Consider the following 14,349-nt stretch of genomic DNA (forward strand, 5'->3'; position numbering starts at 1 on the left):
GAGCTGGACGATCTCAGGGCCCGGCTGCGCAACACCCGGTGGGCGGCCCAGCTGCCCGGTGGGGCGGAGCGCGGGGTGCCGGTGGCCCGCCTGCGGGTTCGACGTGTCGCCGGCCGAGCTGGACGATCTCAGGGCCCGGCTGCGCAACACCCGGTGGGCGGCCCAGCTGCCCGGTGGGGCGGAGCGCGGGGTGCCGGTGGCCCGCCTGCGGGAGCTGGCCGCGTACTGGGCCGACGGCTACGACTGGCGGGCGCAGGAGACGCGGCTGAACGAGCACCCGCAGTACACCACGCAGATCGACGGGCAGACCGTGCACTTCCTGCACCTGCCCTCGCCCGACCCGGACGCGCTGCCGCTGATGCTGATCCACGGCTGGCCGGGATCGGTGCTGGAGTTCCTCGACGTCGTGGACCTGCTGCGCGACGAGTTCCACCTGGTGATCCCGTCGATCCCGGGCTTCGGGCCGTCGGCGCCGCTGGCCGGGGCGGGGTGGGACGCGCGGCGCATCGCGGGGGCGTTCACCGGGCTGATGCGGCGGCTGGGCTACGAGCGCTACGGCGTGCAGGGCGGCGACTTCGGCGCGCTCATCGGGCCGGACGTGGCCCGGGTGGACCCGGGGCGGGTGGTGGGGGTGCACGTGAACGCCGCGACGTTTGGTTTCATCCCGTTTTCATTCGGTTCGAGGCCGGTCGACGAGGACGAGCTCACCGAGGCCGAGCGCCGGCGGTACGCCCGGATCCAGGCATTCATGAACGACGGCAACGGCTACTTCCAGCTGCAGGCCACCCGGCCGCAGACGATCGCGCACGCGTTGACCGACTCACCGGTGGGCCAGCTGGCGTGGATCGCGGAGAAGTTCGACGAGTGGAGCGACCGGCCGGTCGACCGGGACCGGCTGCTGACGAACGTGATGCTGTACTGGCTGACCGGCACGGCGGGCAGCGCCGCGAACCTGTACTACGAGCAGATGCACGCGGGCAACTGGCCGTCGCCGTCGGGGGTGCCGACCGGGGTGGCGGTGTTCGCCACGGACCTGCCGATCCGGCGGTACGCCGAGCAGGCCAACGCCATCGTGCACTGGTCGGAGTTCGACCGGGGCGGGCACTTCGCGGCGCTGGAGGTCCCGGACCTGTTCGCGGGTGACGTGCGGAAGTTCTTCGCACCCTTGCGGTGAACGCCGCGGCGAGGAACTGAACCGCTGGGCGGAGATCGCCGCGCGGACGCTGCGGGGCCAGCTCACCGATGCCGAGCCGGCCCGGCAGGTCCGTGGCGCTGCTGGTGATCCGGCGGGGGATTTCCCGCTGAACCGGTTGCGCCGCGCCCGCCGGTCCGGCGAGGCTGCTCGAAAGGCAACCACGGGGGGACTTGACATGGCGGTCTGCGAGACCTGCGGCAACGAGTACTACTTGGCCTTCGAGGTGCGTACCGTCGGCGGCGGCACGCACACGTTCGACTCGTTCGAGTGTGCCATCCAGAAGCTGGCGCCGGTGTGCGAGCACTGCGGCACCCGGATCGTGGGGCACGGCGCGGAGGTGTCGGGCCGGTTCTACTGCTGTGCGCACTGCGCCCGCTCCGCCGACTCGGCGGCCGGGATGGAGATCCGCGATGCGGTGGGCGCCTATCCGGGGTGACGCGCTTCCCCCGGTGATCATCGCGCGTTCACGCCATGATTGGGTTACCGCCAGCACGTTGGAGCCCTACACGGTGTGAAGGAGCAGCTGTGGTCGTCCTGGGAATCGACATCGGTGGTTCGGGCATCAAGGGGGCGCCGGTTGACCTGGCCACCGGCGTGTTCACGGCCGACCGGGTCCGGATCGAGACGCCGCAGCCGGCCGACGTGGCCAGCGTGGTCAGGACCGTCAAGTCGGTCGTGGGCGCGTTCGACCCGGCGGCCAGCATCGGCATCACGTTCCCGGCGGTGGTCCAGCACGGCGTGACGAAGACGGCCGCGAACGTGGACAAGTCGTGGGTCGACGCGCCCGCGGAGCAGGTGTTCACGGAGGCGCTGGGCCGGCCGGTGACGGTGCTCAACGACGCCGACGCGGCCGGGGTGGCGGAGCTGGAGTACGGCGCTGGCAAGGGCGTCGGCGGCCTGGTCGTCATGGTCACGTTCGGCACGGGCATCGGCAGCGCGCTGTTCATCGACGGGCGGCTGGTGCCCAACACCGAGTTCGGCCACCTGCAGATGAGCGGCCTGCACCTGCACGGCGGCGACGCGGAGGACTACGCGTCGGACCGCATCCGGGAGAGCCACGACCTGGGCTGGCCGGAGTGGGCGGAGCGGGTCCAGACGTACCTGCGCCACCTGCACGCCCTGCTGTGGCCGGACCTGATCATCATCGGTGGCGGGGTCAGCAAGAAGGCGGACCGGTTCCTGCACATGGTCGACGTGCCGACCCGGGTGGTGCCGGCCAAGCTGCTGAACAACGCCGGCATCGTCGGCGCCGCGCTACTGGCCGCGCGCAACGCCGGGGCCGCCTGAGGCGGTTGTGCCGCTTTCGTGCGGTTGTTTCACCCGATGTGCGCGGGTGAGGCACGATGGCTTGCATGGGGGACTCGCCCGCGCCGTTGCGCGCCGGTGACCCGGCGACGGTCGGGTCGTACCGGCTGCGCGGCGTGCTCGGGGTCGGTGGGATGGGCACGGTGTACCTCGCCGAGACCCCCGACGGCCGCCGGGTGGCGCTGAAGGTCATCAATCCGGCGCTGCACGGCGACCCGATGTTCCGGCACCGGTTCGCCGCCGAGGCCGCGGCCGCGTCGCGGGTCGCTGGGTTCTGCACCGCGCGGGTCCTCGACGTCGGCCTCGACGGGCCGGTGCCGCACCTGGTCACCGAGTACGTCGCCGGCCCGTCGCTGCACGACTACGCCACCGCGAACGGCCCGCTGGCCGGGCAGGTGGAGGCGGTCGCGGTCGGGGTGGCGGCCGCGCTGAGCGCCATCCACGCCGTCGGCCTGGTGCACGCCGACCTGAGCCCGCGCAACGTGCTGCTGTCGCCGTTCGGGCCGAAGGTCATCGACTTCGGGGTGGCCCGGCTGCTGGGACAGGCCGCCGTGCACGGCCCGACGTTCGGCACTCCCGGCTGGCTCGCCCCGGAGCAGGTCCGCGGCTGGCCGCCCAGCCAGGCCAGCGACGTGTACGCCTGGGGCGTGCTCGTGGCCTGGGCGGGCACCGGGCGCATGCCGGTCGGCGAGCACGGCGGCGGCGAGCCGGACCTGGCCGGCCTCGACGAGTCCCTGGCCGGGGTGGTGCGCCGGGCGCTGCACACCGACCCGCAGAGCCGGCCGACCGCGCGGCAGGTGCTGCTGGCCCTGGTCGGCCAGGACGACCCGGCGGCGGCGCTGGTGGCCGCGACCGTCAGGGGTACGGCGGCCGCCGCGAGGCCGTCGCCGACGGGGGCCGGCGGGCGGAGGTTCGCGCCCGGGTCGGCCGCGGTTCCGTCGCCGCCGACGCAGCGCTTCCCGGCGGCCGATCCCGTTGCCGGGACGCGGATCGACCCGACCGGCGGTGGCTGGTCGGCGCCGCTGCCCCCGCCGCCTCCGCCGCCGCGGCGCCGTCCGAGGCGGGTCGGGCGCGGGATCGCCGCCGCCGTCGGGCTGGTAGCGCTGGTGGCGTTCCTGCTGGTGGGGCTGAAGCTGGCCGAGAGTGCGGGCCGGGGCGGGGCGGGCGCGCAGCAGCAGCAGACGCCGCCGTCGTCGCGCTCACCGTCGCCGTCGCCGTCGCCTTCGCCGAAGCCGAGCCCGGTCGCCGCCGACGGCAAGCTGCGCTTCACGCTCGCGAGCTTCTCCTGCGGCGCGAAGCAGCTGGGGGACTTTCCGCTGGTCAGGAAGCCGAAGGGGCAGTTCTGCCTGGCCGAGCTGAAGGTGGAGAACACCGGCGACAAAGTGGGCCGGGTGTGGATCGGCAATCAGAAGCTGCGTGACTCCGGCGGCACCGAGTACGGGCCGGACGAGTGGTCGTTGCTGTACTACGACAAGACCCGGCCGCTGGCCAGCGACATCGCGCCGGGGGCGTCGGTGACGGGCACGCTCGTCTTCGACGTGCCGGCCGGGCTCACCTTCACGGAACTGCGGGTCAAGTCGGGCCTCGTGGGCGGCGACAGCCGCGCGATCAAGCTGCACTGAAGTTCTTGGCACCACGGACCCGGCAGGGAGACGCGCCAGCGTCGACCGGTGTCTGACGGGAGCAACGGTCGTGCGTTGCACGGACCGGAGTCAAAGAACGGCCCTGGTCGCAAGAGGGTTGTGAGAGCGCTCCATGGGAGCGCTTCCCTATGATCGTCGCCAGGACCGCCGGTGCGGCCGCAATCGCATCGACGGTGGTCCCGAGCAAACACCATGGGCAGCCGCTTGGCAAGGGTTGCGACACCGTTAAGTTTCGTTACATCCGTGTTATTGACACCACTGTCCGCGATCCGATTTAGTGTGCCGGAACCGGTTGCGGAACCGGTTCCAGAACACGCTCTCTTGCCAGAAAGCGCTCTCATCGGAAGGATCGCGGCGTGCCGATAACCATCGCCGATGTCGCGGCGCGAGCGGGGGTCAGCAAGACCACCGTCTCGCGGGTGCTCAACGGCAAAGGAGAGGTCGACGAGTCGACCGCGGCACGGGTTCGCAGGGTCATCGACGAGCTGGGTTACGTGCCCAGCGCGCGTGCGGTCAACCTGGCCCGGGGTCACACCCGGGTGATCGGGATGCTCGTGCCGTCGCTGACCTGGCCGTGGATGGGGGACATCGTGCAGGGCGCGGTGGACGTCGTGGAGTCGGAGGGATACGGGTTGCTGCTGTTCACGTGCAACCGCGGCGCCGAGTCCATGCGCCAGTTCTCCGCGCAGGTGTCCGGCAAGGCGTTCGACGGCCTGCTGGCCATCGAGCCCGAGGGGACGCTTGATTACCTGGCCGACCTCTACGCCGGCGGCCTGCCGGTGGTGCTCATCGACGACCGCGGCGACAAGCCGCTCATGCCGTCGGTGGCCACCACCAACCGGGCGGGCGGATCGCTCGCCGCCCGGCACCTCCTGGAGATCGGCCGGCGATGCCCCCTGGTCATCACCGGCTCCGAGAAGTTCGGCTGCACCCAGGACCGGCTCGGCGGCTTCGCGGACGTGTTCGCGGCGGCCGGCGCGCCGATCGACCCCCGGCTCGTGATCGAGGGGGACTTCACCTACGAATGCGGCATGCTCGCCGTCCGGCGCGCGCTGGACGAGGGCCTGCAGTTCGACGCCGTGTTCGCGCACAACGACCTGTCCGCCGCCGGCGCCCTGCAGGCGCTGCGGATCGCGGGCCGATCGGTCCCGCAGGACGTCGCTCTGGTGGGTTTCGACGACATCCTGCACGCGGGGCACACCGAGCCGCCCCTGACCACCGTCCGCCAGCCCATGCGCCAGATGGGCGAGATGGCGGCCCGCCGGCTCATCGCGCATTTCGACGGCACCCCGTTGACGGTCGAGCCGAACATCCTGTCCACCACGCTCGTCGTGCGCGGTTCCACCGTGCCGGCGCGGCCCGAGCGCACCACCTGAAAGTTTCGTCACGCCGCACCACTGGGCGGGACCGGCCGCAAGGGTCCCGTCGTCATACCCCGATTTGTTACTGTCCGCCCCACCTGTCGATCCAGGTCCAAAAGGAGACACCCCTGTGTTGACCAGACGCTCCGTACTGCTCGGCATGGCCGGGTTGCTGGCCACGACGACCACCTTGGCCGCGTGCGGCGACTCGCCGAACGACCCCAACAAGAACAACGGTGCCAAGACGACGGTCCTGACTGTCGGCATGCCGAACGGTCCGCTGACCGAGAATGAGAACCCGTTCCTCACCACGTCGGCCGGCGCCAAGGATGGCTACCGCTGGGTGCTGTACGAGCCGCTGATGATGTGGAACCCGGTCAAGCCGGCGGACGAGATGAAGCCGTGGCTGGCCACCCAGGCGAAGTGGAACACGGACTTCACCTCGGTCGTCGTGACGATCCGGGACAACGCGACCTGGTCCGACGGCGAGAAGGTCACCGCCGACGACGTCGCGTTCACGTACAAGCTGGTGCGTGACAACGAGGCGCTCAACTCCGGCGGCGTGCCGATTCAGGACGCCACCGTGAGCGGCGCGGACGTGACCATCACGTTCAAGACTTCGCAGTTCGTCAGCAAGCAGAAGGCCATCGCGCAGATCCCGATCGTGCCCAAGCACATCTGGGAGAAGATCTCCGACCCGAAGGCCGAGCCCAACAAGAACCCGATCGGCTCCGGGCCGTACACGCTGAAGTCCTTCACCCCGCAGACCACGACGCTGACGGTCCGTGACAAGGGCTACTGGCAGGCGCTGCCGCAGGTCAAGGAGCTGCGGTACACCTCCTACAACGACAACAACGCGCAGACCACGGCGCTGGCCAACGGCGAGTGCGAGTGGAGCTTCGTCTTCATCCCCAACGTGAAGACGGTCTTCATCGACAAGGACGCGGCCAACCACAAGATCTGGGCGCCGCCGGTGCTGGGCATCCACGGCCTGTACATCAACACCACCAAGGCCCCGTTCAACGACCCGAAGCTGCGCGTCGCGATGGGCATGGTCATCAACCGCGACGACATCTTCACCACCGCCGAGGCCGGCTACTTCCACCCGCTGGTCAAGAGCGTGACGGGCCTGCCCTCGCCGGCCGGTGACGCGTACATCTCCGACGAGTACAAGGGCAAGGACTACAAGGTCGACGTCGAGGGCGCCAAGACGCTGCTCACCGGCGCCGGGTACAAGCTCGACGGCGACACGCTGAAGGACCCGTCCGGCAAGCCGGTCACCCTGACGCTCACCGACCCGGCCGGCTGGTCGGACTACCAGACCTCGCTGGAGATCGTGAAGTCCAACCTGGCCCAGATCGGCATCCAGGCCACGATCGACAAGGCCAACCAGGACGCGTGGTTCAAGAACGTCGAGGCCGGCCAGTTCGACGCGGCGTTCCGCTGGACCGACGGCGGCTCGACCCCGTACGACATCTACCGCACGGTGATGGACGGCGACCAGCTCAAGCCGATCGGCACCCCGTCGCCGGCCGCGAACTTCGGCCGCTTCGACAGCAAGGAGGCCACGGCGGCGCTGCGTGCCTACGCCAGCGCGACCGACGACGCCGCCCGTAAGACCGCGCTCGCGACCCTGCAGAAGATCTTCGTCGAGCAGGCCCCGATGATCCCGGTCGGTGCCGACAACATCGGCGGCGCCTTCAGCAGCAAGAACTGGACCGGCTGGCCGGACGACGCCAACCCGTACGGCGCCGCTCAGCCGACCCAGGCCAACGCGCTGGACGTCATCCTGCACCTCAAGCCGTCCGGCTCCTGACACCCGGATCGCATCGACACCGCTCCCCGGGCGACGCTCGCGCCGCCCGGGGAGCGGTACCCCGTCACGAGGCCATCCCCAAGACAGGATCATCGGCATGACGTTGAGCGAAAGCCCGGCGGCGCCGGTCGGCGAGGTGGTGCTGGAGGCCGTCGGCCTGACCAAGCATTTTCCCGTCCGGCGGAAGCTGAGCGACATCTTCACCGGCAAACGGGCCGTTGTTCACGCCGTGGACGACGTGTCCTTCACCCTGCGGCGCGGCAGGGTCACCGCTCTGGTCGGCGAGTCCGGCTCCGGCAAGTCCACGGTCGCCCGCCTGCTGACACAGCTGTACCCGCGAACCGGCGGTGACATCCGGCTGCACGGCGAGACCACGCGGGTGAGTGGCGGGCGCCGGTTCCGCGAGTACGTCAGCCGGGTGCAGCTCATCTTCCAGGACCCGTTCGGCTCGCTCAACCCCGTGCACACGGTCCGCTACCACCTGACCCGCGCGCTGAAGATCCACGGCAACGGCGGCAAGACCGCCGAGGAGCTCGAGGCCGCCCTGGCCGGGCTGCTCACCCGGGTGGCGCTCACCCCGCCCGAGCGCTACATCGACAAGTTCCCCCACGAGCTCTCCGGCGGCCAGCGCCAGCGCGTGGCGATCGCGCGCGCCCTCGGCGCGGACCCGGAGGCGCTGCTGGCCGACGAGCCGGTGTCGATGCTCGACGTGTCGATCCGCCTCGGCATCCTCAACCTGCTGCGCGACCTCAAGGAGCGGCTCAACCTCGCCATCCTGTACATCACGCACGACATCGCCTCGGCGCGGTACTTCGCCGACGAGACGATGGTGATGTACGCCGGGCGCATGGTCGAGGGCGGCGACTCCGAGACGGTCACGCAGAACCCCGCGCACCCGTACACCCGCCTGCTCATCGAATCGGCCCCCGACCCGGACCGCATCGCGGGCATCGCCGAGGCGGTCGCGAAAGACCGCGGCAACGGCGAGCCGCCGAGCCTGATCCGGCCGCCGGCCGGCTGCCGGTTCCACCCCCGCTGCCCGCACGCCATGCCGCGCTGCAGCGTCGACCTGCCGCCCCGGCTCGACGTCGGCGGCGAGCCAGGGCACTGGGCGGCCTGCTGGCTCTACGATGCGCAGACCGTCGCCAAGGAGGGCGTCGGCACCCTGCATCCTGACAACGCCGATTCGTCGATCCCCACGCCGCCGGCCCTGCACGCGCCGGAGGAGGCACGATGAGATTCCTGCTGCAACGGCTCGCCTTCTACCTGTTCACGGCGTGGGCGGCGATCACCATCAACTTCTTCGTCCCGCGCATGATCCCCGGTGACCCGATCAGCTCGTTCCTCGCGCGCAACCAGGGCGCGGTGTCGTCGGACGCGATCCAGTCGCTGAGGGTGCTCTTCGGCATGGACAAGGAACAGGGCCTGTGGGACCAGTACCTGTCCTACTGGAAGATGCTGTTCCACGGCGACCTGGGCCTGTCCTTCACGTTCTTCCCGTCGACGGTCTCCGAGGTGATCGGGCAGAGCCTGCCGTGGACCATCGGTCTGGTCGGCATCACCACCGTGCTGAGCTTCATGATCGGCACGACGCTGGGCATCGGCGCCGGCTGGCGGCGCGGCACCTGGATCGACGGCCTGCTGCCGGCCACCACGTTCCTGTCGTCGGTGCCGTACTTCTGGCTGGGCCTCGTCGCCATCGCCGTGTGCACCGGCCCGGGCAGCTACTTCCCGTCCTCCGGCGGCTTCACGCCGGGCCTGGTGCCGGCCTGGGACCAGTACTTCATCGGCTCGGCGATCAACCACAGCGTGCTGCCCGCGGCGACGATCCTCATCTCGTCGATGAGCGGCTGGATTCTCGGCATGCGCAACATGATGGTCACCGTCTCGGCGGAGGACTACATCACCGTCGCCCACGCCAAGGGCCTGTCGGAGCGGCGGGTCGCGTTCAGCTACGCCGCCCGCAACGCGCTGCTGCCCAACGTCTCGGCGTTCGCGCTGTCGCTGGGCTTCATCGTCGGCGGCACCCTGCTGGTCGAGATCGTGTTCTCGTACCCCGGCGTCGGCTTCCAGCTCTTCCAGGCCGTCGGCGCGCACGACTACCCGCTGATGCAGGGCATCTTCCTGGTCATCACCATCTCGGTGCTGGTGGCCAACCTGCTGGCCGACGTCGCCTACCTGCTGCTCGACCCGCGCACCCGAAAGGCAGGTTGAGATGAGCGTCACGCCATCCAGCATCGACCAGGTGACCCCGGGCGGTGGTGCCACCGGCGCCACGGCCCAGCCGGGGACCACCCCGGCGGGCAAGAAGGCCAAGCGCCGGCGGTTCCGCTTCATCGCCAACGGCAAGGCGGCCACGGGCCTGGTGATCCTGGCGATCTACGTGCTGTTCGCGATCATCGGCCCGTGGGTCGCCCCCTTCGACCCGGACAAGATCACCACGGACGTGCTGCAGGCGCCGTCGGCCAAGCACTGGTTCGGCACCTCGCACCTGGGCCAGGACATCTTCAGCCAGATCCTGGCCGGGTGCCGCAGCGTGGTGATGGTCGGCGCGATCGCCGGCGTCGTCGCCACGATCCTGTCGGTGCTCGTCGGCGTCACCGCCGGCTACCTCGGCGGCATCGCCGACGAGATCCTGTCGGTGCTGTCCAACGTGTTCCTGGTCATCCCGGGCCTGCTGCTGATCATCATCATCTGCACCTCGCTGCCGCACGTGAACGACCTCACCGTGGCCCTGGTGATCGGCTTGACCAGCTGGTCGTGGGGGTCGCGGGTGCTGCGGGCGCAGACGCTGTCGCTGCGCCGCCGCGACTATGTCGAGGCCGCCCGGGCAACCGGCGAGAAGACCTGGCGGATCATCTTCTTCGAGGTCCTGCCCAACCTGACCGCGATCATCGCGTCCGGCTTCGTCGGCACCGTCATCTTCGCCGTGCTGTCGGAGATCACACTCGCGTTCATCGGCATCTCGTCGGTGTCGTCGTGGAACTGGGGCACGATCCTGTTCTGGGCGCAGGGCCAGCAGGCCCTCGCGCAGGGCGCCTGGTGGTGGTTCGTCCCGGCGGGCCTGGCCATCGCCATCCTCGGCACGGCCCTCAGCCTGGTGAACTTCGGCATCGACGAGTTCGTCAGCCCGCGGCTGCGCACCTCCGGCACCGGCCGGGCCCGCACCGCAAACGGTGACAAGGTCCGGATGAAGGTCGGCTTCACCCCCGTCGTGCGCCCCGCCGAGCCGCCGGCGAAGATCGAGATCAGGGACGGTGCCAACCAATGACCCAGGTCCTCACCAGGCCGCTGCTGGAGATCAAGAACCTCAACGTCGACTACGGGCTCGGCGACGAGGCGGTCCACGCCGTGCGTGACGTCAGCCTCACCATCCACCGCGGCGAGGTCGTCGGCCTCGCGGGGGAGAGCGGCAGCGGCAAGTCGACCCTGGCGTACGGGGTCACCCGGCTGCTGCCGCCGCCCGGCGTCGTGGCCGGCGGCACGGTCACCTACCACCCGCCGACCGGCGAGCCGTACGACGTGCTCAACCTCTCCGACGCCGACCTGCGCAAGTTCCGCTGGGCGGAGACGTCGATCGTGTTCCAGGGCGCGATGAACTCGCTCAACCCGGTGCACAAGGTCGACGTGCAGATGATGGACGCGATCAAGGCGCACGAGCCCCGCCTGAGCCGCGCCGCCCGCCTCGACCGGGCCAAGGAGATGCTGCGCCTCGTCGGCATCGCCGAGGACCGCCTCGACGCCTACCCGCACCAGCTCTCCGGCGGCATGCGCCAGCGCGTCATGATCGGCATGGCGCTGGCGCTGGAGCCGCAGCTGGTCATCATGGACGAGCCGACGACCGCGCTGGACGTGGTCATGCAGCGGCAGATCCTCGGCCAGCTCGTCGAGCTGCGTGAGCGGCTGGGCTTCTCGGTGCTGTTCATCACCCACGACCTGTCGCTGCTGGTGGAGTTCAGCGACCGGATCGCGATCATGTACGGCGGGCGCATCGTCGAGGAGGCGCCGTCCGCCGACATCTACCGCGACCCGCTGCACCCCTACAGCATCGGCCTGCTCCGCTCGTTCCCGGCGCTGCGCGGCGCCCGGCGGGAGCTGGCCGGCATCCCCGGCTCCCCGCCCGACCTGCGCGGCATGCCCAGCGGGTGCGCGTTCCACCCGCGTTGCCCGAAGCGGTTCGAGCCGTGCGACAAGGAGCTCCCAGTCCTGGGCAAGCCCGACGACCACGTCGGGCCGGCCCGCACGGTGGCCTGCTGGCTGCATCCGGTGACCGCCGGATAGCCCGCACCGCCGCACCATCCGATCCGCCCGACCCAGGAGAACCATGGACACGACCGTCACTCCCGTCGATCACGCGAACCCGATCGCCACGCTCCCGCCCTCGTTCCGCTGGGGTGTGGCGACCTCGGCCTACCAGATCGAGGGCGCGGTCGCCGAGGGCGGGCGGACCAGGTCCATCTGGGACACCTTCTGCGAGGTCCCCGACGCGATCGACAAGGGCGACACCGGCGAGATCGCGTGCGACCACTACCACCGCATGCCGCAGGACGTGGCCCTCATCCGCGACCTCGGCGTCGACCTCTACCGCTTCTCGGTGGCCTGGCCGCGCGTGCAGCCGCGCGGCCAGGGCCCGGTCAACCCGGAGGGCATCGGCTTCTACGACCGGCTCACCGACGAACTGCTTGCGGGCGGCGTGGAGCCGTGGGTGACGCTGTACCACTGGGACCTGCCGCAGGAGCTCGAGGACGCCGGCGGCTGGCCCAACCGTGACACCGCCTACCGCTTCGCGGACTACAGCATGATGGTCTTCGACGCGCTGCAGGACCGGATCAAGACGTGGACCACGCTCAACGAGCCGTGGTGCTCGGCGATGCTCGGCTACGCCTACGGCGCCCACGCCCCGGGCCGGCGCGACTTCGCCGCCAGCATGCGCGCCGTGCACCACCTGCTGCTCGGCCACGGCCTGGCCACCGAGCGCATGCGCGCGGCCAGCGACGGCCGGCACGAGTTCGGCATCACCCTGAACATGGGCGTGTCGACGCCGCAGACCGACTCCGCGGCCGACCGTGACGCGGCCCGCCGCTCCGACGCCCTCGGCACCCGCATCTACCTCGACCCGCTGGTGCGCGGCCGCTACCCGGCCGACCTCGTCGACGACCTGGCCCGGTGGGGCGTCACGCTGCCCGTCGAGGACGGCGACCTCGAGGTCATCCGCACCCCGCTGGACGTGCTCGGGGTGAACTACTACTTCTCCGAGACCGTCTCCGGCGTCGACGAGGACGGCAACGACACCGACCCCGACGGCCTGCCGGTCAGCCGGGTCATCCCGACCGGGCGGCCGCTCACCGCGATGGGCTGGGAGATCGTCCCCGAGGGCTTCACCCAGCTGCTGGTGCGCCTGCACAACGACTACGGCCTGCCGATCTACGTCACCGAGAACGGCTCGGCCTTCGACGACGTGCCCGACGAGACCGGGTACGTCGACGACGAGGACCGGGTGTCGTACTTCGACTCGCACATCGGCGCCGTCGCCCTCGCGCGCCAGCAGGGCGCCGACATCCGCGGCTACTTCGCGTGGTCGCTGATGGACAACTTCGAGTGGGCGTACGGCTACGACAAGCGCTTCGGCATCGTCCGGGTCGACTACGACACGCAGGAGCGCACCCCGAAGCGGTCGGCGTACTGGTACCGCGACACGATCCGTTCCCTGCGCGGGTAGCTTCATGCGAACATATGTTCGTGTCGGGTGGCGCGCACATCCTGCACGCTGACCTCGACGCGTTCTACGCGTCGGTCGAGCAGCGTGACGACCCCCGCCTGCGTGGCCGCCCGGTCATCGTGGGCGGGGGTGTCGTGCTGGCCTGCAGCTACGAGGCGAAGCGCCGCGGCGTGCGCACGGCGATGGGCGGCCGGCAGGCCCGCGTCCTGTGCCCGGACGCGGTCGTGGTGCCGCCGCGCATGTCGGCGTATTCGGCCGCCTCGAAGGCCGTGTTCGAGATCTTCCGCGACACCACCCCCGTGGTCGAGGGCCTGTCGATCGACGAGGCGTTCCTGGACGTCGGTGGCCTGCACCGCATCGCCGGCGCCCCGCTGGGCATCGCCGAGCGGCTGCGCGAACGGGTCCGTCGCGACGTCGGCCTGGCCATCACCGTGGGCGTGGCCCGCACCAAGTTCCTGGCCAAGGTGGCCAGCGGCGTCGCCAAGCCCGACGGCCTGCTGCTCGTGCCGCCCGCGGACGAGCTGGACTTCCTGCACCGCCTCCCGGTCGAGCGCCTGTGGGGCGTCGGCACCGTGACCGCGGCCAAGCTGCACGCCCACCGGGTGAACACGGTCGGGCAGGTCGCCCGCCTCGGCGAGGCGACGCTGATCTCGATGCTGGGCGAGGGCCAGGGCCGCCACCTGCACGCCCTGGCGCACAACCGTGACCCGCGCCCGGTCGTCGTGGGCCGCCGGCGGCGCTCGATCGGCGCCCAGCGTGCCCTGGGCCGGGGCCCGCATCCGCGGCCGTTCCAGGAGGCGGTCCTCGCCGAGCTCGTCGACCGGGTCTCGCGGCGGATGCGCGCGGCCGGCCGCACGGGCCGCACCGTCGTGCTGCGGCTGCGCTTCGCCGATTTCAGCCGGGCGACGCGCTCGCACACCCTGGCGCGGCCGACGTCGCACACGCAGACCCTGCTCGACGCGGTACGCCGCCTGCACGCCGCCTCGGCCCCGGACATCGCCGACCGGGGCCTGACGCTGGTCGGTGTCGCCGTGGCCAACCTGGACGACGACGGGTCGCTGCAGCTCGAGCTGCCGTTCGACGTGACGTCAGGCGCGGAGCTGGACACCGCGCTGGACCGGGTCCGGGACCGTTTCGGCTCGTCGGCCCTGACGCGGGCGTCCCTGCTGGGCCGCCGCCAGGGCCCGACCGTCCCGCTGCTGCCGGACTGACCGGGTCCTCTTCCTAGCATCCTAGGAAGCCTTACGGGGTGTGCCTGACGGCACACTTCCTGGACAGCGATCGGCGCTTCGCGCCGAACTGCACCTACA

At 70.9% G+C, this 14,349-nt stretch carries 12 protein-coding genes; all 12 read left to right on the forward strand.

Annotated elements, in window-relative coordinates; genetic code table 11:
• The first annotated feature begins 58 nt into the window (after positions 1-58).
• The 12 genes from ACGFI8_RS18985 (at position 59) to dinB (ending at position 14,250) form a co-directional block, all read left to right on the forward strand.
• Positions 59-1,174 carry an epoxide hydrolase family protein gene (locus ACGFI8_RS18985; RefSeq protein WP_392806897.1) on the forward strand — a complete coding sequence of 372 codons (1,116 nt, stop codon included), beginning with the start codon at positions 59-61 and terminating at the stop codon, positions 1,172-1,174.
• 196 nt (positions 1,175-1,370) lie between these two features.
• Positions 1,371-1,631, forward strand: coding sequence for a Prokaryotic metallothionein (locus tag ACGFI8_RS18990; RefSeq protein ID WP_392806485.1), 261 nt, complete (start codon positions 1,371-1,373; stop codon positions 1,629-1,631).
• Between the two features lie 89 nt (positions 1,632-1,720).
• On the forward strand, positions 1,721-2,482 hold the full coding sequence (gene ppgK, locus ACGFI8_RS18995) for a polyphosphate--glucose phosphotransferase (RefSeq protein WP_392806486.1): 762 nt from the start codon (positions 1,721-1,723) through the stop codon (positions 2,480-2,482).
• 65 nt (positions 2,483-2,547) lie between these two features.
• On the forward strand, positions 2,548-4,122 hold the full coding sequence (locus ACGFI8_RS19000; protein ID WP_392806488.1) for a protein kinase: 1,575 nt from the start codon (positions 2,548-2,550) through the stop codon (positions 4,120-4,122).
• 377 nt (positions 4,123-4,499) lie between these two features.
• Complete coding sequence (locus tag ACGFI8_RS19005) at positions 4,500-5,519, forward strand: LacI family DNA-binding transcriptional regulator (RefSeq protein WP_392806490.1); 1,020 nt, start codon at positions 4,500-4,502, stop codon at positions 5,517-5,519.
• A gap of 145 nt (positions 5,520-5,664) precedes the next feature.
• Positions 5,665-7,320: an ABC transporter substrate-binding protein gene (locus ACGFI8_RS19010; protein WP_392806898.1), complete on the forward strand. Its 1,656-nt coding sequence runs from the start codon at positions 5,665-5,667 to the stop codon at positions 7,318-7,320.
• 97 nt (positions 7,321-7,417) lie between these two features.
• On the forward strand, positions 7,418-8,557 hold the full coding sequence (locus ACGFI8_RS19015) for an ABC transporter ATP-binding protein (RefSeq protein ID WP_392806492.1): 1,140 nt from the start codon (positions 7,418-7,420) through the stop codon (positions 8,555-8,557).
• Entirely contained in the window at positions 8,554-9,534 is a 981-nt protein-coding gene (locus tag ACGFI8_RS19020; RefSeq protein ID WP_392806494.1) for an ABC transporter permease, read from the forward strand. The genes ACGFI8_RS19015 and ACGFI8_RS19020 overlap by 4 nt, the downstream gene beginning before the upstream one ends.
• Before the next feature lies 1 nt (position 9,535).
• Positions 9,536-10,591, forward strand: coding sequence for an ABC transporter permease (locus tag ACGFI8_RS19025; protein WP_392806496.1), 1,056 nt, complete (start codon positions 9,536-9,538; stop codon positions 10,589-10,591).
• Entirely contained in the window at positions 10,588-11,601 is a 1,014-nt protein-coding gene (locus tag ACGFI8_RS19030) for an ABC transporter ATP-binding protein (protein WP_392806497.1), read from the forward strand. The genes ACGFI8_RS19025 and ACGFI8_RS19030 overlap by 4 nt, the downstream gene beginning before the upstream one ends.
• A gap of 43 nt (positions 11,602-11,644) precedes the next feature.
• Entirely contained in the window at positions 11,645-13,039 is a 1,395-nt protein-coding gene (locus ACGFI8_RS19035; protein WP_392806499.1) for a GH1 family beta-glucosidase, read from the forward strand.
• A gap of 20 nt (positions 13,040-13,059) precedes the next feature.
• A complete protein-coding gene (gene dinB / locus ACGFI8_RS19040) occupies positions 13,060-14,250 on the forward strand; it encodes a DNA polymerase IV (protein WP_392806501.1) in 1,191 nt (396 codons plus the stop codon).
• Positions 14,251-14,349: the final 99 nt, after the last annotated feature.

The sequence above is a fragment of the Dactylosporangium sp. NPDC048998 genome (genome assembly GCF_043197855.1).
Taxonomy (GTDB): Bacteria; Actinomycetota; Actinomycetes; order Mycobacteriales; family Micromonosporaceae; genus Dactylosporangium.

Excerpts from the sequence above, each read along its gene's own strand:
- ACGFI8_RS18990 (WP_392806485.1), top strand. The coding sequence starts at position 1,371 with ATGGCGGTCTGCGAGACCTGCGGCAACGAGTACTACTTGGCCTTCGAG.
- ACGFI8_RS19000 (WP_392806488.1), top strand. The coding sequence starts at position 2,548 with ATGGGGGACTCGCCCGCGCCGTTGCGCGCCGGTGACCCGGCGACGGTC.
- ACGFI8_RS19010 (WP_392806898.1), top strand. The coding sequence starts at position 5,665 with ATGGCCGGGTTGCTGGCCACGACGACCACCTTGGCCGCGTGCGGCGAC.
- ACGFI8_RS19015 (WP_392806492.1), top strand. The coding sequence starts at position 7,418 with ATGACGTTGAGCGAAAGCCCGGCGGCGCCGGTCGGCGAGGTGGTGCTG.
- ACGFI8_RS19020 (WP_392806494.1), top strand. The coding sequence starts at position 8,554 with ATGAGATTCCTGCTGCAACGGCTCGCCTTCTACCTGTTCACGGCGTGG.
- ACGFI8_RS19025 (WP_392806496.1), top strand. The coding sequence starts at position 9,536 with ATGAGCGTCACGCCATCCAGCATCGACCAGGTGACCCCGGGCGGTGGT.
- ACGFI8_RS19030 (WP_392806497.1), top strand. The coding sequence starts at position 10,588 with ATGACCCAGGTCCTCACCAGGCCGCTGCTGGAGATCAAGAACCTCAAC.
- ACGFI8_RS19035 (WP_392806499.1), top strand. The coding sequence starts at position 11,645 with ATGGACACGACCGTCACTCCCGTCGATCACGCGAACCCGATCGCCACG.